General features: G+C 53.5%; 22 protein-coding genes. 2 read left to right on the top strand and 20 right to left on the bottom strand.

Annotated features, from left to right (window positions below):
- Window positions 1–17: 17 nt before the first annotated feature.
- The 6 genes from AC4LE2_RS21450 to AC4LE2_RS21425 all read right to left on the bottom strand — a co-directional run bounded on the left by AC4LE2_RS21450 (window position 18) and on the right by AC4LE2_RS21425 (window position 4,109).
- Entirely contained in the window at window positions 18–644 is a 627-nt protein-coding gene (locus tag AC4LE2_RS21450; RefSeq protein ID WP_491828268.1) for a hypothetical protein, read from the bottom strand.
- 56 nt (window positions 645–700) lie between these two features.
- Entirely contained in the window at window positions 701–1,255 is a 555-nt protein-coding gene (locus AC4LE2_RS21445; protein ID WP_491828267.1) for an addiction module antidote protein, read from the bottom strand.
- Complete coding sequence (locus tag AC4LE2_RS21440; RefSeq protein ID WP_491828266.1) at window positions 1,252–1,572, bottom strand: type II toxin-antitoxin system RelE/ParE family toxin; 321 nt, start codon at window positions 1,570–1,572, stop codon at window positions 1,252–1,254. Before AC4LE2_RS21440 ends, AC4LE2_RS21445 begins: the two co-directional genes overlap by 4 nt.
- A 113-nt stretch (window positions 1,573–1,685) precedes the next feature.
- Window positions 1,686–2,375 (bottom strand): SOS response-associated peptidase, encoded by a 690-nt coding sequence (locus AC4LE2_RS21435; protein ID WP_491828265.1) that lies wholly within the window; start codon window positions 2,373–2,375, stop codon window positions 1,686–1,688.
- 35 nt (window positions 2,376–2,410) lie between these two features.
- Window positions 2,411–3,691, bottom strand: coding sequence for a translesion error-prone DNA polymerase V subunit UmuC (gene umuC / locus AC4LE2_RS21430; protein ID WP_491828264.1), 1,281 nt, complete (start codon window positions 3,689–3,691; stop codon window positions 2,411–2,413).
- Window positions 3,678–4,109, bottom strand: coding sequence for a LexA family protein (locus AC4LE2_RS21425; protein WP_491828263.1), 432 nt, complete (start codon window positions 4,107–4,109; stop codon window positions 3,678–3,680). Before AC4LE2_RS21425 ends, umuC begins: the two co-directional genes overlap by 14 nt.
- A gap of 466 nt (window positions 4,110–4,575) precedes the next feature.
- Between AC4LE2_RS21425 and AC4LE2_RS21420 the strand changes: the two genes are divergently transcribed.
- Window positions 4,576–5,436 carry a hypothetical protein gene (locus AC4LE2_RS21420; RefSeq protein ID WP_491828262.1) on the top strand — a complete coding sequence of 287 codons (861 nt, stop codon included), beginning with the start codon at window positions 4,576–4,578 and terminating at the stop codon, window positions 5,434–5,436.
- A 229-nt stretch (window positions 5,437–5,665) separates the two neighbouring features.
- Here the strand turns inward: AC4LE2_RS21420 and AC4LE2_RS21415 are convergent, their stop codons facing one another.
- The 8 genes from AC4LE2_RS21415 to AC4LE2_RS21380 form a co-directional block, all read right to left on the bottom strand.
- Window positions 5,666–6,025, bottom strand: coding sequence for a hypothetical protein (locus AC4LE2_RS21415; RefSeq protein WP_491828261.1), 360 nt, complete (start codon window positions 6,023–6,025; stop codon window positions 5,666–5,668).
- Window positions 6,026–6,042: 17 nt separating this feature from the next.
- Complete coding sequence (locus AC4LE2_RS21410) at window positions 6,043–7,029, bottom strand: DNA-binding protein (protein WP_491828260.1); 987 nt, start codon at window positions 7,027–7,029, stop codon at window positions 6,043–6,045.
- Window positions 7,030–7,810: 781 nt separating this feature from the next.
- A complete protein-coding gene (locus AC4LE2_RS21405) occupies window positions 7,811–8,578 on the bottom strand; it encodes a hypothetical protein (RefSeq protein ID WP_491828284.1) in 768 nt (255 codons plus the stop codon).
- A gap of 370 nt (window positions 8,579–8,948) precedes the next feature.
- Entirely contained in the window at window positions 8,949–9,146 is a 198-nt protein-coding gene (locus AC4LE2_RS21400) for a hypothetical protein (protein ID WP_491828259.1), read from the bottom strand.
- Window positions 9,147–9,629: 483 nt separating this feature from the next.
- The gene (locus tag AC4LE2_RS21395) at window positions 9,630–10,097 is read right to left on the bottom strand and encodes a GntR family transcriptional regulator (protein ID WP_491828258.1); all 468 of its coding nucleotides are present in this window, start codon (window positions 10,095–10,097) and stop codon (window positions 9,630–9,632) included.
- Between the two features lie 43 nt (window positions 10,098–10,140).
- Window positions 10,141–11,994 (bottom strand): MobH family relaxase, encoded by a 1,854-nt coding sequence (mobH, locus tag AC4LE2_RS21390; protein ID WP_491828257.1) that lies wholly within the window; start codon window positions 11,992–11,994, stop codon window positions 10,141–10,143.
- Between the two features lie 165 nt (window positions 11,995–12,159).
- Window positions 12,160–13,077 (bottom strand): hypothetical protein, encoded by a 918-nt coding sequence (locus AC4LE2_RS21385; RefSeq protein ID WP_491828256.1) that lies wholly within the window; start codon window positions 13,075–13,077, stop codon window positions 12,160–12,162.
- Between the two features lie 30 nt (window positions 13,078–13,107).
- Window positions 13,108–14,079, bottom strand: a complete 972-nt coding sequence (locus AC4LE2_RS21380; protein WP_491828283.1) for a tyrosine-type recombinase/integrase — start codon at window positions 14,077–14,079, stop codon at window positions 13,108–13,110.
- Window positions 14,080–14,220: 141 nt separating this feature from the next.
- Between AC4LE2_RS21380 and AC4LE2_RS21375 the strand changes: the two genes are divergently transcribed.
- Window positions 14,221–14,592 (top strand): DUF3742 family protein, encoded by a 372-nt coding sequence (locus AC4LE2_RS21375; RefSeq protein WP_491828255.1) that lies wholly within the window; start codon window positions 14,221–14,223, stop codon window positions 14,590–14,592.
- A gap of 14 nt (window positions 14,593–14,606) precedes the next feature.
- Here the strand turns inward: AC4LE2_RS21375 and AC4LE2_RS21370 are convergent, their stop codons facing one another.
- The 6 genes from AC4LE2_RS21370 to AC4LE2_RS21345 all read right to left on the bottom strand — a co-directional run bounded on the left by AC4LE2_RS21370 (window position 14,607) and on the right by AC4LE2_RS21345 (window position 19,803).
- Window positions 14,607–16,127, bottom strand: coding sequence for a conjugal transfer protein TraG N-terminal domain-containing protein (locus AC4LE2_RS21370; RefSeq protein ID WP_491828254.1), 1,521 nt, complete (start codon window positions 16,125–16,127; stop codon window positions 14,607–14,609).
- An 8-nt stretch (window positions 16,128–16,135) separates the two neighbouring features.
- Window positions 16,136–16,471 (bottom strand): hypothetical protein, encoded by a 336-nt coding sequence (locus tag AC4LE2_RS21365; protein WP_491828253.1) that lies wholly within the window; start codon window positions 16,469–16,471, stop codon window positions 16,136–16,138.
- Window positions 16,468–17,853, bottom strand: a complete 1,386-nt coding sequence (locus tag AC4LE2_RS21360; protein WP_491828252.1) for an integrating conjugative element protein — start codon at window positions 17,851–17,853, stop codon at window positions 16,468–16,470. The genes AC4LE2_RS21365 and AC4LE2_RS21360 overlap by 4 nt, the downstream gene beginning before the upstream one ends.
- A gap of 29 nt (window positions 17,854–17,882) precedes the next feature.
- The gene (locus tag AC4LE2_RS21355) at window positions 17,883–18,833 is read right to left on the bottom strand and encodes a TIGR03756 family integrating conjugative element protein (RefSeq protein ID WP_491828251.1); all 951 of its coding nucleotides are present in this window, start codon (window positions 18,831–18,833) and stop codon (window positions 17,883–17,885) included.
- A 2-nt stretch (window positions 18,834–18,835) separates the two neighbouring features.
- Entirely contained in the window at window positions 18,836–19,270 is a 435-nt protein-coding gene (locus AC4LE2_RS21350) for a TIGR03757 family integrating conjugative element protein (protein ID WP_491828250.1), read from the bottom strand.
- A 224-nt stretch (window positions 19,271–19,494) separates the two neighbouring features.
- Window positions 19,495–19,803 carry a hypothetical protein gene (locus AC4LE2_RS21345; RefSeq protein WP_491828249.1) on the bottom strand — a complete coding sequence of 103 codons (309 nt, stop codon included), beginning with the start codon at window positions 19,801–19,803 and terminating at the stop codon, window positions 19,495–19,497.
- Window positions 19,804–19,806 lie beyond the last annotated feature (3 nt).

The raw sequence follows: 19,806 nt of genomic DNA, 5'->3' as shown, positions 1-19,806 counted from the left end.
GTGAACTGCGGACTGACCTAATCGTCACTCGCCCACCGATAGGTTGGTAGGTGAGAAGGGAATAGCTTGCCCTGGGCATCAAGCTCTCTCCCGGCAATCAGGCAATGTGCTTTCAGCTGTTCTAAGGTCAGACCATGCTTCTCTGCCACGAAGGAGGTCATGTAATACCCGCCTCGCATGCACACCTCTTTGAACAGCTCGTGGTGGTATGTCCCACTGACGTAGTTGCCTGTCATGAGATGGGTAGGCGTGCTGGACGGTTGGTGATAACCAAAGTGGTCAGCCAGTATTTGGCATAGGTCGCGATAAATACGAGGGCTATGGGCTGCAAGCCCATAGGGGCCGGCCCCAATACCCGCTTTAGGCACCCGCAGCGTTCGGCCAGAGGCGAGTTTGTAAAGCTTTCGTAGGGCGTAAAGCAGGGCTTCGCGCTCCGTCTCCTGATCTGAAAAAGGCACATGCGTGTCGTTGACGATGGCCTTGCGCACAGGGATACCACACGTGTTCGGCTCCGCCAGAACGCACACGGTACCGGTGCAGACGTGTCCGTCCAGCGTCAATTCAACTGCGTACACCTGGTCGCAATTGGCGCGTACCACGTCTACGTCAATCGTCTCGTATTCTTCAATTAGGAACCGGCTCATTGGCACCCCCTAGCGTGCGTTTTTTTCTAGTTCTGCTAGCCCTTGCGTAGAGCTTTTTACGCGGTAGCGCCAAAGTCTTGGGCTTGATCTTCGGCTTTACGTGGGGCTTTACGCACTTTGCCTTCTGCTCGTCTTGTAGTCGCCTTTGGCTGGGTTGCAGCCTTGGCCCCCCCCTTAACAGGGATCTTAGCCGCTGGCTTAGCGGCAAGCTTTCCAGTGGCTGCTTTAGATGCCATTCGCGGTTGCGCGCTCGACCCGCTAGCCGCCTGAGCCCTTGCGGCAATTGGCCGAACGGTGAGTTCTACCCCTACGGCCTCCATCAGCTTTCGAATCGTGCTGTATCGCGTTTTAACGCCACCCTTGAGCGTTTTATAAAGGCTCTCGCGGTTGACTCCAGCGTCCTTAGCAACCTTGTTCACACCTTGCGCTTTTGCGACTTCTGCAAGCGCCTGCATGAGCAATTTCGGGTCATCTGCCTTCATGCTTTCCGAAAGGTAAGCGCTGATTGCTTCTGGGCTGTCAAGAAAGCGCGATGCTTCATAACGGCTGGTACCGGAGGTGTTCAGATCGAGGATAGGCATATCCTCGGGGTTGAATGTTGCTTCAGTCATTTCGTTTTACCCGTCAGTGCATCAAGGATCGCTTTTGCTTCCTTAATCGCGCGTTTTTGGTCCGTTTTGTTACTACCCGAAAGCATCAGGTAAGCGGTCCGGCCGGTGCGAACGAAGTAAGCTCGATACCCTGGCCCCACAAAAACCCGCATTTCACTGACACCATCGCCCACTGGCTCACAATCACCGAAATTGCCTGCCTTGGCTCGATCCAAACGCGCTAATAGAGCCGCTTTGCCCTGGGCATCCCTCACACCATCAAGCCAATCATCAAACTCAGGCGTGGTGTTTATCGTGTTTTCGATGATATCCGTCATGGCTTGAATTGTAGCCTACTGGCTACTCTCTGTCGATTTTTTGGGCCTTTCTGTCGAACTGGATGAAGGGCAAGAAAAAGGGACACGCTATTGCCAGTAGTCTGCTCTAGTTATTACGTAAGAGGTTCGATCAGGTCGCTGCCGTGATTCCTGACATTGCCCACGGCCCTATCTACCTGGTACCACTCAAAGTCAGCCACCGGCCGGCTTTGCTGCTGCACGATGTGTAACGCTGCATCAGCCTCCAGGTCAGGCTCAAGCCATTCCCTGGCAGCGTCAGGGCCTAGCACGACCGGGCGGCGATCATGAATGTCCACCATGCCGGCATCGCTTGCGTCGGTGATGATGACAAAGCCGTCTTCGTCATGGGGCTCAAGCCCTGGATGCACCTGGGCCAGGCCTGCAAAGAACATCGGTGCCTGGTTCTTGAGCCGGATGCAATACGGCTGCTTTTTCTTGGGATCGTCAGGGTCTTTAACCCATTCAAACCAGTTATTGGCCGGCACCAAAACACGGCCTGCTGGCCAAAGCGGCTTGAAGAACTTGCCGGTGGCCACCGTCTCGATCCGAGCATTGATAGGGTCAGGACGTTTACCCTTGGCCCAAAAGGGTGCCCAGCCCCATTTAACAGCCTGCAGACGGATGCCCTCGGCGTCAGCACAGATCAGCGGTGATTTTGTGGTAGGGGCCACGTTGTAGCGGTTGATCGGCTCAGGCGGCACGTAGTCAATCACCAGCTGGCCCGGCCCCAGTTCGCGCAGGTAGTGGTCCATCGCCTCGTACACCGAATAACGTCCGCACATGCTGTACCTGCCTTTGTCATTGTTCTACTGACGCGCTAGTGCGCTTTTACGGTCCATAGCTGATCTATCCGCGTGGTATAGCTCTGGCTCATAAACTCCCGACGCATGCCCCAGTCTGGTTCCACCGGCACGGTAGCCGAGCGTAGCGTGCCCCGGCCCCACCGCGCATTGATCGAATCTAGGGTTTTCATCAGCTGCTCGCACTTGTCAGGCTGCGTCACAGCAAACAAATCCCCTGTGTACTCGCCTGGTTGCCGCAGGTCCAACAACAGCACTTCGGCCTTGCTGTAGCGGTAGCCCTGGCGAAAGATGCGCTCCACGGCCTGTGTGGCCGCGTTGGTCATCAATAACGTGTCGTGTGTAGGGTAGGGCAGTTCGACCAGGACGCCATTTGCATATTTAGCCTCGTCCGGGTTGAACATGCCGGTACGCACGCTGACCCGCATTTTTTTGCACATGGAGCCCTGTGCGCGCAGCTTCTCGGCGGCCCGCGCCGTGTAGGTGGCCACCGCTTCCTTGATCGAGGCCAGGTCGGTTAACCGTTTGCCGAACATGCGGCTACAGCAAATCTCCTGCTTGGGCGGGTCGGGCTCGTCCAGCTCCATACAAGACACACCAGCCAGCTCGCGGGCCGTGCGCTCCAGGACCACACTGAACTTGGCCCGCAGTGTCACAGGGTCAGCCTGGGCCAGGTCCATGGCCGACTGGATGCCCATGCCCTGCAGGTGGGCAGTCAAACGCCGGCCGACACCCCACACCTCCGACACTGCAGTATTGCGCAGCACCCAATCACGCTTGAAGGGGTCGCAGATATCCACCACGCCGCCTGTGTGCTGCTGTAAGCGCTTGGCCGTGTGGTTGGCCAGCTTGGCCAGGGTCTTCGTCCTGGCAATGCCCACACCCACCGGGATACCGGTACAAGCCATCACCCGTTGTCTGATTGAGCGGCCCAAGGCCGTCAGGTCACCAGGCTGGCCGGTGAGGTCACAAAAAATCTCGTCAATACTGTATACTTCTGACGCGTAAGTCATTGATTCTATTATGGTCATTACGCGTTCAGACATTTGACCGTATAAGGCATAATTGCTGCTGAAGGCCACGATACCGTGCCGGCGCAAGGTGTCTTTGATCTGGAAGTAAGGCGCACCCATCTTCACGAAGGGTTTGGCGTCGTAGCTACGGGCGATCACACAGCCATCGTTGTTCGACAAAACGACGATAGGGGTCTTGGCCAGGTCAGGCCTAAAGACTCTCTCGCATGATGCATAAAAACTATTACAATCTATAAGTCCATAGATATTGTCAGGCGTAGGCATGATCGCGCACGCTGTAGCGCACTACACCCCAAATGACCATTTCATCGCTTTCCAGCACGTAGCGCTGGGGGTAGGCCGGGTTCTCCGACTGAAGGATGACCTCACGGCCTTTGCAGTGGAGTCGCTTACACACGGGCTCGCCATTGAGCGCGGCAATCACGATATCCCCATGACGCGCCTCGCGGCCTCGATCCACGATCACCAGGTCGCCGGTGAACAGGCCAGCACCCATCATGCTGTCACCGTCGATCTTCACCAGGTAGATGTGAGGCGCGCGGATATCGAACAGCTCGTCCAGGGAAATATGCTTTTCCAGGTGGTCCGCAGCGGGGGAGGGAAAGCCGGCCGGTACGCGGCAGGAAAACAAGGGAAGGGTCGTGATTGAAGGCTTGAGCGAGCCGAGAATGGTAAAGGACATGGTGTCACCGCAAGTAGCCGGTCAAAACCGCTCGAAGGCGGCAGCAGGAAAAGGTTAGGCTTATACTGTACATATTTACAGTATTACACGATTACCTGCTCTGCAAGGTGTTTACAGCCCGGCCATCGGTATACCCCATCACAGATTCTGCGTAGCACTGTAGTAGAAAGACGGCCCCGGCATGAACTGCACCCGCACGGCTATGGCTCCGCAGTGCGGATACTGTCCGCACCGAGGCCTTCAGGCTTGATGCAAGCAGGCTGGCAGCATGCAGCAAGCTTGCTGCGGCCTAGCTGCCGGCTTCTGGTACTCGATCTTTATCGATGAGCGTCAGGCGGGTGCTGGCCGCATGAGGTGGGAAGCGGACGTAAGCGTGCTGCCATCGAGCGTAATCTCGCCAAACCGGAGGCGTAGTCTGTCGAATCCAGTATATTTTGAGCCCGCGCCTTCACGACAAGAGAGAGAGATGAAAAACGCAGTATTTAGCGATCTAGATATCGATGAGCGTCAGAACCTTGTGCGCTCCTATACGGATAGCGCAGAAAGATGGCTGCGCCATCTTGTCCATACCAAGCTCAGCGTGGCAAGCGGCTCGAATTATATAACGCAGGGGCCGACCAGTGCCGATCTCATACGGAGGGTCACAACTAAAATCCAGAACAGTCCTTCAAGTTTTCCGCGTGAAGTCGACGCCACGACTTTCGATCAGCTTGTGACCATCACATGCCACCCAAAACTCTGGCCTCACTTCGAGCCGGCACTGATCGCAGCCTACCCTCTTAAGGCCGAGGAAGCGCGTCGATATCTCATCCGCATTCAAGATATCCGGAATGAGGTCGCGCACCTGCGCCCCGTTAGCGTTAGGCAACTTGAGCAGGCTCTCTGCTACAGTAACGATCTTTCCGATAGCATCAAGAACTACTTCCAGGTCACCGGCATGACAGACGAATTTTACGTCCCGACCTTCCTGTCCTATGCAGACAGCCTTGGCAACAGGGGTCAGTTTCAGCCGAATGGCTATAGCTTCCGGGGTGAAGATCTGTCGACCGATCTCCATAAACGGCTCTATCCTGGCGACACCCTGACGGTCGAGCTGGAGGTTGATCCGAGCTTCGATGTCAGCAGCTATTCGGTCGTCTGGTTGCTTAAGACCGCACCGGGTGATCAGGGGAGCGGCAGAAAGGCCATGATCCCGATCACCGAGGCCCATGTCAGCCAGCGGATGGAGCTGCAGTTCAAGCTCACCACGACAAATAGCTGGCATCGGGACTCGGGCGGCGCCGACGACATCATAGACTTTTATTATCGGGTGCCGCCGCGGCCTTGAATGACAGCCCTTCCGAATAAGTGGCCGTTGTTCTTTTACAACCGTGGTAGGGCTAAAACCACCTCCCGCTCAGGGGGTTACAGTGAAAGCCGCTTGAATTCACCCTCTGGCTTCTGATTCGCCCAGGTCAATCGTGCCGTAACGCTCTTGTCTGGAGCCCTTACTTGATGTGTAGGAATCTTTGAAATTCCTATATCGAGTAGCTAACCCAGTGTCCGAACAGGGTGGCTTAATCGCCCCGCTGCCCAATTCGGCGGACCTTTCGAACGGGAGGCTTTTCCCCGCGACCTGGTACACAGCAGTCCAGTTGATTCAGAAAGAAGTCATGGTCCTGGCGATGCAGGGCATTAAGCTCAAGGGCCTGTGCTAGTACCGTCCTGAGTCGGCTGTGCCACTCCTCGGTTTGCAGCAAGGCAACAGCCATGATCTGGTCCAGTTGCTTGACCAGGCCACTCCTGGCGCGGCCGTCAAGTTGATCCTTGCAGGCATAGAAAAAGTACCGCACGCGTTGTGGGTACTGCACGCAGCGATCATTGAGCATGGTCTGTGTGGACTCGCACATGCCGGTCGTGAGCGGGGTCAAGGACATGGTAGTGGCTCCCTGGGTCATTGATGGTCGGGGGTGGGTTTAGCCGGCTTGGGCGTGCCGGTGGCCTTGGCTTTTTTCGTTTCTTGTTCTTTCTTGCTCAGCGCTTCCAACTGGGCACGTGCTAACTGCTCGCGGTGCGTCGCCTCCTGCGCTGCCTGGGTGACCGTTTTTAGCTCGTTGTTAACCTCCTTGAGCTCTGCCTTCGCCTGAACCAGGTCAGCCTTCACCTGATCGACCTGCGCTGCCTGGGCCTCGGCAATCGCCGTAGCCTTAGCCAGGGCGTCACCGGCAGTGCGCAGCTCGATGCGCAGGTTTTGGCAGACCTGGGTATCGTCCTCGTGCTGTTTCTCCATCGCCCGTAGCGCGCCAACGGCCTGGGCTTCGCGCTCGCGAGCCATCTGCTCGGCCTGGCGTTGTTGTTCCAGCTCACTGCGCAGCGCCTTCTCCTTCGCTACGGCGCCTTCGGCGGCCACTTGGGCCGCCTTTTCAACGGCGGTCAGGCGTTCGCGCAGCTGGGCCAGCTCCACGGCCAAGCCCTGCTTTTCGCTCTGGCTCTGGACTAGCTGCGCATCGACGTGTTCACGGGCTTGCTGAGCGTTATCAAATTGCTGCTCCAGGTCCTCGACGGTCTTTGTAGCGTCAAGCAATTCGCGCTCAGCTTGTTCGCGCTGCTCGCCCGCCGCCTTGACCACTTCATGGACACGTCGCTCGCTGGCCTTGACGGCTCGGTCGTTGATTTCAAAGGCCATGGCATTCAACTGGATGACCAGCGTTTCGCTCACTTTGGCCAACTGTTCCGCTACCTCAACCGGCAGCTCGGCTACGGGCTCAGCCTGGGTGACGTTCTGGCTGGCCTGATACTCGTCCCACACCTGCTTGAGACGGGTAGGGTTGCCGCCGCCGATGCGCTGGCGCAGCGCAAACCCGGTGATGTTGCGCCCCGTGCCCTGGAGCGCTTGGCCAGCTTCGATGATTTGCTCAGGGGAAAAGTCGGCAGGACGCATGAGGGGTATCTCCTTAGGGGTAAGGAGAGTATAAACCCTTTTCTATTAATAACAAATAAATTAACAAACTAACAAACTAATTAATAAACTATGGTGTGTCTCGTGCCCGATGGCCATGGCACGTCACTAAAGAGCCAGTACACGCCACAGCCCATCGTGTAAGCCCTTATCCGCTTCATGTGCGAAAGGCTGAAGCTTTCCCTGATCGTCGGTGCGTCACCGCCAAATGCCGGTCGGGTAAAGCCTCCAAAACACATGCCTTCATTGAAGGCACATGACGGCCGATAGAGCGCTATAGGCGTTTCAAAGCGTGCGCGCACACGCGCCCGGTTGAGCCGGCAGGTGGCGTAGCCGCCTGGGGGCGATTTATCCGGGTCTTAGCGCCCGGAGGGTGGCCGTAGGCCAGGGCAGGGCGGCTGTATCGCCCTGGGCCGCTTAGACAGGCTTTAGCACGGACGTGAGGCTACCGTTTCGCGCCGTGCCGTAGGCACGAAGTGCGCGAGCATTATTGCTCTGTGAGGTGGTTCTACACCTCTAAAAGCACTGTCTTTACCCGTAGGGGATTACTGAAAGGGGTATAAAATTCTACTTATTTCAAGCTATCCACCGGAAGGGCGTTGGCCCGTGGAATAAGGAAGGGTTTTGGAGCCAAATTACGCAGTTTTGCGTCCTGTAGGAACCCACACGCCGGCGCTTCGATCCAGGCAAAAAACGCCCTCAAATTGCAGGCGTGACAAGGCCTCCGCGTGAGCGGATAGGGTTTTAGAGCAGGGAAAGGGTGTTACTTGGCCTTGCTGGCCACCGACGCCATCAGCTTGTCTACCGCGCTCTGTACGTCACTGGGCGGCTTCATCGGTGTGCTTCTCTGCGTGGGTACGTGCGTTGGATGGCTGACGTGGCCACGGCTTTCCTGGGCCTCTTGGGCTTCCTTGGCCTGCCAACGCGCACGTGACTTGTCACGGCGCATTAGCTCCAGCGAGTGCTTCTCCATGTCGCCTAGCCGCTTCTGCTCGATGTCGCGCAGCTGGGCTTCGCGGCGCTTCTTGGCCGACTTCTGTACACGCTCGTACACGTAGGCCAGGCCGAGGTCTTTCCAGAACAGTTTGGTGAAGCGAACCAGGACGCGAGTGCGCACCAGGTGCAAACCGCTTTCGTCCTTTTCGTCCAGGCGAATGCGCTCGATGCGGCGATACACATAGCCTACGTCGTCCAGGTATTTCAGCAGCCGGCACAGGACCGGTGCGGAAATGCCTGAATCTTCGGCAATGCCACATTGGGTGTTGAGAACATAGCGCCCATTTTCAGGATCGATGTAGCCCAATACGCTGGTGGCCAGGTCAAGGCGCACCAGAAACTGTTCGGCTACACGCTCGAAGGCCAAAAATACCTCACTTCGGGTACGTCGATCGCCATGGACGCCATCCAGGCGGCGTAGGTAGCGGCCTCGGTAGCTGGCCATATTGCTCAGACGTTCATAGGCGCTGCGGATCAGGGGGTTTTTGAGTTGCTGTTCGGAGAGGTGCCGGGGGGTCTCACGGCGGGCAGGCAATTGCCGCGCCGATCTGCGCAAAGCGGAATTGGGGTTAGAGGGGGAGAGTTTGACGGCTTTAAGGTGGCTCATGCTTCACCGCCTAGGGCGGGGTGGCCAACTACTGGGGTAAAGCGCGTCGGGAAGATGTGATGCTTTTTGTACAGGCTGTGGCCAGGGGATAGCACAGCCAGATTGGAATTCTTTTCCATGGGTCCGCCGTTTAGCGGTGAGCCGTTGACTATCACATTTTGCAGCTTGCACAAAGCCGCAGTGATCGCCATAATGAGCTCACTAAGTGGACTGAAGGGTAGATCCGCCAAGAACTGGCCCTTCAGCTATCATCCAAAAAGCCTCGGTTTGCAGACCGGGGTTTTTTGGTTTCAGAATCTTACTTTTTCAATTTGGGGATCAGCGATAGCTGTACCTCAGTCTTTTCGTTGTCATACTGTTCAATAAATTCGTATATCGCTTGTCGCAAAAAAACAGAGGCGTTTGTACCGCGGCTTTGCAGAATTTCTTCAAAGCGCCGTTTTTTTGCTTCAGGCACCTTCGTGGCAATCAGCTTCAGTTCATCGCTAGCCACCATCTGCAGCTCCTGGTAAAACTCCGTTTAACCGAATTTACCGAGTGTAAGTGTGCCTGTCAACAGCCAGCCACGCCTGCAAGCGAGGTGCTTCGCCATATCCCTGGCAAGTGAAGGGAGCAAGGCAAGCTCAAGCGCTTGGCGTAGCTGTATGAATGCCATCAGTGATGAAATAGACGAGCACGGGATGCGGAGGCCAACCTGTGGGCATGGACCCAGAGCACTGGAAAAATGATAGTCCTGGATAACCGAAAACACGGTCGTCAGGTAAAGGGGTATACCCCTGGTAGGTTGAAGCAGTATGCACTCAACGCTGGTATCAGCATTCGTTCGCGCTCCCGGGTGCTTAGCGAACTTAGGCGGGGGTAAAAACCTCGCAGCTGCCTATACTGCTTTGCCAAAAGGAACCTGGATAACTTGGCCCAGCGCTTCAATGGCTGGTACAGCATGTGCACAAACGTAGCCAATGTCAATGGGCTGAGAAACCTAGAGGCTGTCGAGCATGGGCGTGGACGGGGGTATGCTACTGATCTGGCCAGAACCTAAGCCGTCTAAAAAAGACATGACCTGAAGCCCAAAGGCTTTTTTGGACTCCAGGTCGCCCTGAGACTCGTACTGTTCAGTCAAAGCGCGAAGCAGAACAGGTAGTTCCGCAGGGGCTTGAGTGGATGGGGCTGCGGCAATTACGTAGACTCTATGTTTCGCGCCATAGAGATAGCCTTGTACTTCTAGTGCTCTGAGGGCCTCACGGACAGGCATCCGGCTGACACCGAAGGCATTGGCTACCGACTGCTGGGTAATGCTGAACCCAGCTTGAAGCCGTCCGATAATAATGGCAGCTCGAAGTTTATCTTCTATTACCTTATGGCAATTCCCAGACACAGCACTCGAAAACGAAGAGATTTCTTCGAGAATTTCTCGGGAGGTCTTGCCCAAGGGTTGTAAGGAGCGCATTAGGTTTTCTCCAATTTTAGGGATTTAAGGTACAGCAGCATAATCATGTGGTTTCCTTAACCAAAACCAAGCTCGGATTGTCCATCATTTCTGTAGTGAAAATATCGGTCGGACGTTTCAGCAAGTAGCCTTTCAGTTGGCCAGACTTGCGTGCACCTACGACAGTACATGTCCATATATTCAATCCATTACTTTTTTTCACGTTCGCTTTAAGTTTTTCAAAGGACTTTTGAACGGTAGACCAAGCTTGATCATTATCTGTCCCAGCCTTATTAAACAACTGTGGATGCTCTTGAACATATCGTCTAAATATTCCAGGGGTGACAATAAAACCTGTACCTTCAACAGTGTGAACCTTCGCTTTAACATCATTAATTATAATCTTATGTGTACCTATACCCATCTTAAGCCAATGCATGAATTGGTGACCCAGTGTTTCACCTGGCTGCAGCTCATCATGGATTTCAAAACCTGGTACAGTATCAACAGCCTCAGCTTGGACCGGAGCTTCACCCACAAGATCATAAGGATCATTGATTACTGGTGGAGGAGGTAATAGCACTGCCCCAGAATCATTATTGGCTGAACGATCGAAATCGAAAATATTTAGCAAGTCGTCAATATCGTCTTGAGCAGGCACACCGGGCACTGGTTCAGTAGCTGGAGAGGAAGCCTGTATCGGCATGGCAGTGGACACCACTGTCTTGGCGATATCATTTTTGGATGAGTTTTCCTCGGTTGGCTCTGGTTGTGCCTTTGTTGTGGGAGTAACTGTTCCAGCAAATGATTCTGGACGATCCTCGCCTGCCAACCAGATTATGTTGGGTGATACTCGCAAGAAGGTAAATGAATGCTTCCATCCAGACGGGCTCGCAACATCGGCTTCCCAAATTGCCTTGCCCGATGAATTGACAACAATAATGCTATTGTCTTGCAAAATATTAAACAATGTCGCATTACGATCAGGAACGCCTTCAGCGCCTGTTGAAAGCATATGAGCCCGTAGTCTGTCAGAAACAGTTTTGCTAACTAGCCACACTGCGTCATTACAGTACCATCCATCGGAAGCTTCAGGCTGGTTCAGTTTCAGTTCATTCTTGATGAGGTAACGCAGGCCCTCAATCAATTGCTTCTGAATAGTATTCTTCGGAGCAGCGATTGCGCGATCTGGATTACCTCCTAGTTCACTAGCTACTGAAGCCTGGTCGGCAGCCTGTACTATATCCGCAAGGACTCCAGCATGCTCTGATTGACCGGCCAGAACGAATAGCATCGATGACCATAGTTCACGGTACTGGGCCAACCAATCCAACTGATCTGGCAGCAAGATTTTATTGAATAAAAGACCGGCTGCAGCACCGTGCAGATTATATTTGCGGCCTTTCACGTATTCGAATCGATAATCTTCGTTCATCGGACCGTGCCAAGCACGCCACGTTTTTCCACTTTTGAGCTGGACGGACACATCTACAGCTATTTTACCGATATCGTGCAGTAACGCAGAAAACGCAACGCCTGCTGACCATGCTTCTGACTGAGAGCTCTGCTGCTCAGCGGTGCTGCCAATAGGAAGTACGTAAGACTGCCGTATTTTCAGCGCATACGCGATGATTTCCAAACCATGATCAATCATGCCTCCTAGGTAAGCATGATGATGATTTTCAGAAGCTGGGAGCAGCTGTACCAGCTCAACATAGCGACAGATAGGCTCGTAGTAAATTTTGTTGAATTGCGCTTTAGACACTGAGGTTCTGTGCCAGATATTCTCTATCAAGCGCTTGCGCCGTGGAGTATCTAGCAAAGATGCGGCTGATTTATAGGCGATATAGCCTGCGGGGAGTGCTGCTGTCCCTGGCGCTTTTGCACTTCCCTTTTTGAATAAACTCCAGTTCAGCATCTCAAATCCTATTGTTACTAACGTCGAGAATGATAGGCCTTCCCTTTGAGGGTAGGGCTCTTACCTTTGAGCCCCATTCCATTACCCCCTTTAGCCGTTCCTTTGCCTGTTACCTTTTCCTTTTCCGCTTTCGAAATCAAGGGAAAAGGTTATATTCATCCTCGACTATTTGTCAGAGGTAGAGCTACCCCTTTTTTCTGGGTAGAAGGAGTAGTAAGACTCTACGGCTTCTTCCCAAAGCTGCATCAACGCCGATTGATGCCTTTCTATCACTTTCACATAATCACTGACATTTGACGGAACCCTGTTACCGGGATCTGGGACAACGGCGGGGTTGTTAATAGAAATCCTCCACGCGTTTTTGTGGTTCAGAAACTGGACACATGGATTTTCCCCCGGGCTTCTACAAATGCAAGAGGCCACAGGGTACTGTAAGCGTGGCTGTGACCCCCAAAGCTCAGCTAATTCTTCGTAAATTTTTTGAGATAGAGGAAAAAATCCAGACTCAATAAGGGCTGGCCGTGCATGGATGTCGAAATTAAATGATGAATACTGGCCATTTGCGAAGCCTTCCACCGCAGAAATTTTATCTAAAGAAATATCTTCACCTAGATAGACATACCAAGTTTTTTCTTTAGTTTTCAAATCTTTACTCAAACGCAGTATCTCTGCATTAGAGACTTCCGGCAAGTTGGTGTAATAACCACGCACTGCGAGCTTACGTCTGTACTCGGGGGACTCGTTAAGGAATTTGCTAAATTCCACAAATGATATCAATCCTCCGGAACTAGGTCTTTTTTTACTAAACTTCCTAAGCTTCGTACCATCTACAACTATTTTTACCGACCGCTTGTTTGTACTGAAATTATTTTTTGGATTTTCTCCCCGCTTTTCCAGTATACCTAGCTCCACCTCGCTAAATTCCGAACCATCAGGCAATCCGTGACCCTCAGCACTGTCGCTCGTAGTGAACCAAATTGCCGGATAAATACTATGATTTTCAGCGAAATAATCGCCACGTGTCAAAGCTGATCTTGAAATAGTTTGGAATATACCGATGGAAGTGTAATGATTTAATCTCATTTGTTGCCTATATTGTCCTGCGATTAATTATCAGTATTTTACTTTAAAGGTTGGCGAATCTTCGGGACGACTATCTCGACGATCGTAGATCACTGTAGTAGAAACGTTCGCATGACCCAGCCAATTTTGTACTCGCTTAAGATCCGCGTCATGTTCCAGGGCATTAGTCGCAGCGGTCGCCCTCAAACCATGAACTCCTAAACCGAGCGCTTCAATACCAACTTTTTTAGCATACTTGCATACGATTTTGTAAACGCCGTCAGGAGTTAGTCCTCCCGATATAGTTTTGCGGCCTCTCAGTCCGCAAAACAGAGGAGTTTCACCTGAGGATTCCTGCCCAAGGGATTCTATATAAGAATAAATTCGCTGCGCTGCAACAGGGTGTAGTGGTAGGTACCGAATCTTTGAGCCTTTACCCAGTACTCTTAAATGCTTAACGCCGCGACGCTCATGAACATCTTGCAGCCGCAGTGCGCAGGCCTCTGCACGGCGCAATCCATGAAACAAAAGTACTGCCAAAAGGGCGCGGTCGCGCAGGCCTATTACGCTTACCACGTCTGGAGCATCGAGCAATGCGCGGGCCTGGTGATCGCTGATCGCAGGAGTTGTGCCCTCGCAGGAGTTAGCTTTGGGCCGCTTAACCCCATCAACCGGATTACCTGCTATTGCATTTGATTCGCAGAGGTAATCAAACAAGGACGCGATAGACGAAAGCTTCCTACGGATGGTGCTAGTAGAGAGCCCCCGCTGCTCCAGCATTGCCCGCCAAGCTAAGACATGAGCACGGGTAACCTGTCGAAGCTCATCTGGCCGCTGGATACCTATAAAGGAAGAAAAATCCTCGACATCGGCCTGGTAGGCCCTACGAGTGCAAGGGTTGGTAATGTTGGCAAACCAGACCCCTGCATGGGGCACCTCTGCCAGGCTCTGGAACTCGACAGCTGTGAGCCGGCGTTCAGCCAGAGGTGTAATACCATTCGTCGGACTCACCTGGATGTCCATGAGTTGCCCTCGCAAAAGCCAGCGGACTGTTAGCCAATAAATAGCTTGATAATGTATTTTATCAATCTTTAGTGGCAAAGGGTATCCGTGGAGGCTATTCTTGGATCATACAGGCGTGAGACTTGACTTCTGGAGAAAGCAATGACTAGCAAATCCAACGAGCCCGTTTCAGCGAAGCTCGGTCATGCCATGGGGCGTGCGCTTCGAAGCTTAGTGAGAGTGAATCGACGGGCAGGCCTCAAACTCACCAGCATTGGTGTGCCCTCGGCCATAGTGCGGGGTCTTACATTCCTACTAGCTTGTTCCGCCGTTGCGATGGTGCTTTACACCAGTTATTGGATTCTGGTTACTCTGGCCGGTGCGCTCTTCTTACACTCGTTAGTTACCAGGCCGCCTGCTGACGGCCTTGAGCATGAATTGATGGACTTCGAATCCAAGGGCCCAAATTGGGAAATGGGGCCCCAGGGGTTTGGGGAGTACGCAAGGGGCTATCGCGTTGACTCAGGTGAGTGACGTTAAGCCTGGGTCTATTTTTTCAGTGCGGCATTGGTAGCCATACTTGCGACTTGGCCTCCAGCCCGCTGAGCGTCCTGTGTTGCACCGCTTAGCCCAGCTAAAGCGTTCCCAGCGGCGATTCCGGCCCAACTGAGTGCGCCCATCCAGAATATTGGCAGCACGATGAACATAGCAGCCATCACCCAGTTCACGAGCATGTCCCCCATCGCGTTATTCCAGCCCATCAGCGGGTTCAATGAGAAATGGGGTGTATTCATCCCGTATAGGGCATCGATGATCGTCGAGTCCATCCACCGGGCCAGCTCAAACCAGAACTCTACAAAATACATTGCGAAGTAGACGATGGTGAGCGTCATCAACGTTTTCAGGCCATACGTCCCGAATACCAGTATTAAAGGAAGGCAGATCACCATCGCCGTTTTCAGGAAGCTCAACACCATAGGCAACGCTTGACGAACCTTGTCCATCGCAGGGAACTGAACGATTGAACCGACCGATAGCCCTAAATCGCTCGCTGCGCGGGTCACTCCATTAGCTGCGGTGGCGTCAATCTGCCCGCCGTAATCAGCATACACCTGGCCCTTGGTCATCATTTGCTGCTGAGGCGCCACAACCGACCTAAGGATGGAATTGTTAACGTCATCCTGTGACAGCACAGATGCCCACTGGCCAAATCTTTGGAGTAGCGAGGGCTCAACTTTTCCGAGCACTCGAGCACGAAGGCCGGAGCTACTGTTTGACCACCAGTCATTGCATGTTGGGTAACCTCCCCCGCTAGCCACCTGCGCAAATCCAGCATCTCTCGCTGAGTCATATGGGAAGTCGGCTCTTGGGGAGTTGGAATGGAATGAACCGTAGAAGTCATCGCCTTCCAAGAACATCTTCGAACCTATCCAGCTGGCATCGTAAGCAGTTTCCTCATCCATTTCAGGTCGTGTCTGAAATAGTTTCGCGCGGGCTGGGGCGTAGCAGTCGCGTGTAAAATCTGCGATCTCTTGTCCGAGAACAGGGTCGTCTATCCTGGTTTCACTCACCTCCATGCGCATCTGTCTGAGGTCTGTGCTGCAGGGAATACCGGCCACTGCACTGCTGGTGAAAGCTTTAGACAGAGCATGCATCCCAAACCACCAGATTGGCACCTTTGCACTCTGCCCTCCTAGCTCTGTGAAAGATGCTCCCCAGCCGGTTTTGGCAGGAGCAGGCCCTACTGGGGTGTAGGTCTGGCACTGCGTCGACCTGGAATTGTCAAAATTGATAGTAGAGACGTTGATCGTGATCAGCGGAAGCTCCGCGAAAAGCAGCACAACTACTGCTAGCCACACACGGTTTTCGATACGCAATGCTGAAAGCACACCTTTGTTACCTTCATCAGCGCCTTCCGCTCGTGCTCGTATCCACTCTTGCAGGATGATAATAAAGAAAGGTAGAGCAAATACGCCCGTATCAAGCAGCGTGTTCCATACACCGTTGCTCACGATCCAACCCACAAGGGTTAGGTAGTATTCAAGATAATCCGTCGTATAGAGCGTCATACCTACTCCTAGAATCTGGTTAGCTGCATCAGCTCAAACACCAGGATGGTAATGATCATGGCGTACTGAATCCTTGTAAGTCTTGCCGCCGCATCTGCTGAAGGATCACGAGCAAGTACGCGTTTGCGCAACCAGGCCCACAAAGCGCCTAGGCTGATGTACAGCATCATTCGCCACGCGAGAAAATACGGGTAGGCCTGCTGGCGTGATGTGTCCCAGTGCTTCGTGTCACTCAATAAGCTCGTACCCAATTGATGAGCAGCTAGCCCTACAAAGCTGATCAAAAGCACTGCGCCAGCAATTTTCCAGAAGGAGCGCTTAGCTAAAGCCTTGAACGGGTTCATTGCTGGGACGTTCCTTTTTCGAGCTGGTGAACACGATCAGGTATGGGGTCGCCTTGGAAGACCCCGCGGCTGTTTTCCCTTCGTTCACGACTACGCTCAATGATTTGTTTTGCAGCGTTGCCGGCGAGCGAATTCCGCATATCCAGTTCCTGCTTCAAATTACCCAATTCCTGCTGGAGCACCTGCTGTTGCTTTTCGGTCGCAGTTACCGCATTACTGATACTGGTTGCGTTTGGCTCGCGGGCTCCAGCCTGGAGTACTCGACCCAGCAAAAGGCCGCGCTCGACGACATCTGTTAGAGCGACTTCGGAGGCTAGCCGGCGTGATAACACATCTTGATCATCATCCGTCCTGAGGGCCTCAATCAGACGTCGGGTGATTGGTACTGAGCTAGTGCCAGCCTTTCGTAAGTTGGACAGGGTGGGATTGGTATTGCCCTTTATGAGATCACGTAGATCCTCGAGCTTTGTCTCATACGACTCCTGAATCAGCGGCGTTAATCCAACACCTGGCCTAGTGGTTGTTCGCGTGCAATCCCTGCACGTGCGTTGTTCTTCCTCTCCTAAGACCCGGACAGCAAAACTGGTGGCGGCCTCAGGTGAGGCCCAAGTGCCGCAAATCAGGCCCTCATCACAATCGGATTCGCTGATAGGAGACGTGTCGTCAACCGCTCGATCATGAAGAAGGTTGTAGCCGGCCTTAGTGACATCCGCGACGATACGAATGGGCTGCTGGTTGCTCCCACCTGCAAAAGTCCCTCCTATCCAAGGCACTCCTACGTCGCCCCCAGTCGCATCGGCTTGGGTAACGCTAGCAACCGCGTCTCCTCCTGTGGCGTCTACCGATTGCTTCATCGCCTGGCCTTGAGCAATCTGAGTCCAACCCATCTGCTCAGAAGCAGCGTTCGCCATTTTCTCGCCCATAGAACGGCATGTGAGCTGGCTTCGATCAAAGTCTACCCGGGCTTGCAGAATTCCGTTTGAGAGCAGGTTGTAAAGCGCTGGGTTAGCGCGCTGAATGATGAGGGCAGGGAGTGAAGCGACTGCCCCGGTCGCACTTTGAATGACATTGCTCATGATCGTCTGGAAGCCGGACGTTGCACCGTTTAGCTGGTTTTGCAGCGTAGAAGTCAAGCTCATGTTTCCGCACATGAGGTTGCTATTCCAGCCTACCCCGACACCAAGGCTACGAGGGCTACCAGACTTACCCATCGCGACTGCGCTGCCCCCGCCAACGTTGTAAAGCACGTAGTCATCGATCACGTTACCTGATGCCTCATATCCGTAATTGTTCTGTGCAGCTTGGGCATGGCCCACTCCGTCCAGAAGCACCAATACCGTGATCAAGGCACAACCGAGTGGCCGTAGTTTTTTGACCTTCATACTGACTCCCACTGCGTTAGCCCCATATCTCACGAACCGGTACCGGCAAAATCAGTGCTGCCCAAAAACGTTTGTCCAGCACGTTTGCAACAACTGTAAGGACGCCAAAGCGCCCAAGCGTATGCACCATCCTCGGCCTGAGCATCTGCATTCATATTGGGGAAGACTGCACACGTAGAACTCAAGCTAGGCTTGAGCTCCTGCCATTTGTGATTCGTTATATCGCCTTCAGTGACTGGTCCTGGGGGCCAATATCCGTCTTGGGGGGCAGCTGTGATAGGGACGTAGACATGCGGTTGAGCAATGCGCGTGACCACATCTGCACTGCGTTGAGCCATGACAGCAGCTGCTTTGTACTCATCCACCTGATGCAGAAAACCATCACGCGGATAGACGTTGCCCCAGGTAGTTCCCAATAGCAGATTGCCTACCTCACGTTGACCAGGAATGATCGCTTGGGGGTAGGCCATTTCTGGAATGCTATTTCGCCAAGCTAGGCTATCCAACGTGCTTAAAAAATAGGGCATATACGGTTTAGCTGCGCTTTTACATACATAGCCGGTGCCACTGGCAGCTGCACTGAGGAGTGTTGCTGGATGTCCTATGACGTCCACATTTTTGAAGATGCTCATCTCATTTTCATGCTTGATATTGGTCGTGCCGCTGCCCCCATCTTGTGCTGAGGCATTAGGCAAACCATACGCAGCTACTTCGGTCCATGGGTTTTGGCCGGTCACCCCGTAGCTAGATACCACTGCTTCTGGAATGAAATGGCGTACCTTGGCAGAAGTCTTGACCTTGCAGCCAAAAGGCGTGCAAAGCAGCCAATAGCAGATACCTACGACTCTGTATTCGAGGCAATCGGGTGATATTGCAGACGGGATGATTGTTGCGGACTGTAGTGCAAATGCCGGCGTAGAAAGCGCAAGGGTAGCTAGAATCAATGATCTAGGTACCCTACAGAAGCGGGCCATAGTCATGATCATTGGCCCTCGCGTGCGCGGAAGTCATCTACCAAAGCCTGCGCTCGGGTGACATCGGCATTGCCATACACCACATACTGTCCATCGATGACCACTGCGGGTATTTTCTTCACACCCCAGCTCCACGCATCAGCAACACCTTGGTGAGCCTCACGTAGCTTTCTATTTATCGCATCACCGCGATCTCCGGACATTCGCCGCTTCACTTCAAGTGAGGCCAGCTGCGGGTCAACAGGCAAACCGGTTGATAACTGGCGCTGGATAATTTCGGGGTTATCCAGATAGATCACCCTCACACCTACCGAGCTTTTGACAGGGTTGTGGCTGTCTGTCACCACCACGGTGTCGGCTGCCGCATGTGAAGTGATGCCCAATATCAACGGAAGCATTGCAAGCGCGCAGCGAGCGGGGCAAATAGCAAAGGGGAGGGGCATTAGTCTAGAACCTGTGGTGTAAGGCACGGGCACTAGTCAAAAACATTCAGTGAGCAAGCGCAGCAAACAATACGATTTCCATCCAATACCATTTATTCGAGCATGGTATTGGATGCCGCTTGCGGTGGCCGGCTATGGCCTAGAGCGGGCCAACACCAGCCATGACTCATAGCTCACTGAAAAAACTTGTCCTCTCACCACCGCGTATAGCTGAGATCGCCCGTTCAGACAGCCAGGACATGGCGGCTTGGCAAGCTAGATGGCACTACAACTTCTGGCAAATCCAGCTCTGCTGGCAAGCTCAGCAGTGCTTTGTGAGCAACCTCAGACTGCGGGAAGGTCTTGAGCCATTGGGCTATTTTAAGCTGCAGATTGGTGCTCATCTCCCGCCGGTCAACTGCTCGGAGCTTCACTGCCTCAAGCGACTCGATCAAGGCCGGCGCACCGACTGTAAGCGTCTGCAATGCAGCGGCGGGATGCGTTTTTAGCAGGTCAACCAGCGTATCGATCAGTTCCTGGGTAACGTTGTTCATTGC

The organism is Pseudomonas sp. 9.3L (assembly GCF_058536285.1).
The sequence above is the reverse complement of the archived record's forward strand: the minus strand, read 5'-3'. Positions and strand labels throughout refer to the sequence as shown.

Excerpts from the sequence above, each read along its gene's own strand:
- AC4LE2_RS21450 (WP_491828268.1), bottom strand. The coding sequence starts at position 644 with ATGAGCCGGTTCCTAATTGAAGAATACGAGACGATTGACGTAGACGTG.
- AC4LE2_RS21445 (WP_491828267.1), bottom strand. The coding sequence starts at position 1,255 with ATGACTGAAGCAACATTCAACCCCGAGGATATGCCTATCCTCGATCTG.
- AC4LE2_RS21440 (WP_491828266.1), bottom strand. The coding sequence starts at position 1,572 with ATGACGGATATCATCGAAAACACGATAAACACCACGCCTGAGTTTGAT.
- AC4LE2_RS21435 (WP_491828265.1), bottom strand. The coding sequence starts at position 2,375 with ATGTGCGGACGTTATTCGGTGTACGAGGCGATGGACCACTACCTGCGC.
- umuC (WP_491828264.1), bottom strand. The coding sequence starts at position 3,691 with ATGCCTACGCCTGACAATATCTATGGACTTATAGATTGTAATAGTTTT.
- AC4LE2_RS21425 (WP_491828263.1), bottom strand. The coding sequence starts at position 4,109 with ATGTCCTTTACCATTCTCGGCTCGCTCAAGCCTTCAATCACGACCCTT.
- AC4LE2_RS21420 (WP_491828262.1), top strand. The coding sequence starts at position 4,576 with ATGAAAAACGCAGTATTTAGCGATCTAGATATCGATGAGCGTCAGAAC.
- AC4LE2_RS21415 (WP_491828261.1), bottom strand. The coding sequence starts at position 6,025 with ATGTCCTTGACCCCGCTCACGACCGGCATGTGCGAGTCCACACAGACC.
- AC4LE2_RS21410 (WP_491828260.1), bottom strand. The coding sequence starts at position 7,029 with ATGCGTCCTGCCGACTTTTCCCCTGAGCAAATCATCGAAGCTGGCCAA.
- AC4LE2_RS21400 (WP_491828259.1), bottom strand. The coding sequence starts at position 9,146 with ATGGTGGCTAGCGATGAACTGAAGCTGATTGCCACGAAGGTGCCTGAA.
- AC4LE2_RS21395 (WP_491828258.1), bottom strand. The coding sequence starts at position 10,097 with ATGCGCTCCTTACAACCCTTGGGCAAGACCTCCCGAGAAATTCTCGAA.
- mobH (WP_491828257.1), bottom strand. The coding sequence starts at position 11,994 with ATGCTGAACTGGAGTTTATTCAAAAAGGGAAGTGCAAAAGCGCCAGGG.
- AC4LE2_RS21385 (WP_491828256.1), bottom strand. The coding sequence starts at position 13,077 with ATGAGATTAAATCATTACACTTCCATCGGTATATTCCAAACTATTTCA.
- AC4LE2_RS21380 (WP_491828283.1), bottom strand. The coding sequence starts at position 14,079 with ATGGACATCCAGGTGAGTCCGACGAATGGTATTACACCTCTGGCTGAA.
- AC4LE2_RS21375 (WP_491828255.1), top strand. The coding sequence starts at position 14,221 with ATGACTAGCAAATCCAACGAGCCCGTTTCAGCGAAGCTCGGTCATGCC.
- AC4LE2_RS21370 (WP_491828254.1), bottom strand. The coding sequence starts at position 16,127 with ATGACGCTCTATACGACGGATTATCTTGAATACTACCTAACCCTTGTG.
- AC4LE2_RS21365 (WP_491828253.1), bottom strand. The coding sequence starts at position 16,471 with ATGAACCCGTTCAAGGCTTTAGCTAAGCGCTCCTTCTGGAAAATTGCT.
- AC4LE2_RS21360 (WP_491828252.1), bottom strand. The coding sequence starts at position 17,853 with ATGAAGGTCAAAAAACTACGGCCACTCGGTTGTGCCTTGATCACGGTA.
- AC4LE2_RS21355 (WP_491828251.1), bottom strand. The coding sequence starts at position 18,833 with ATGACTATGGCCCGCTTCTGTAGGGTACCTAGATCATTGATTCTAGCT.
- AC4LE2_RS21350 (WP_491828250.1), bottom strand. The coding sequence starts at position 19,270 with ATGCCCCTCCCCTTTGCTATTTGCCCCGCTCGCTGCGCGCTTGCAATG.
- AC4LE2_RS21345 (WP_491828249.1), bottom strand. The coding sequence starts at position 19,803 with ATGAACAACGTTACCCAGGAACTGATCGATACGCTGGTTGACCTGCTA.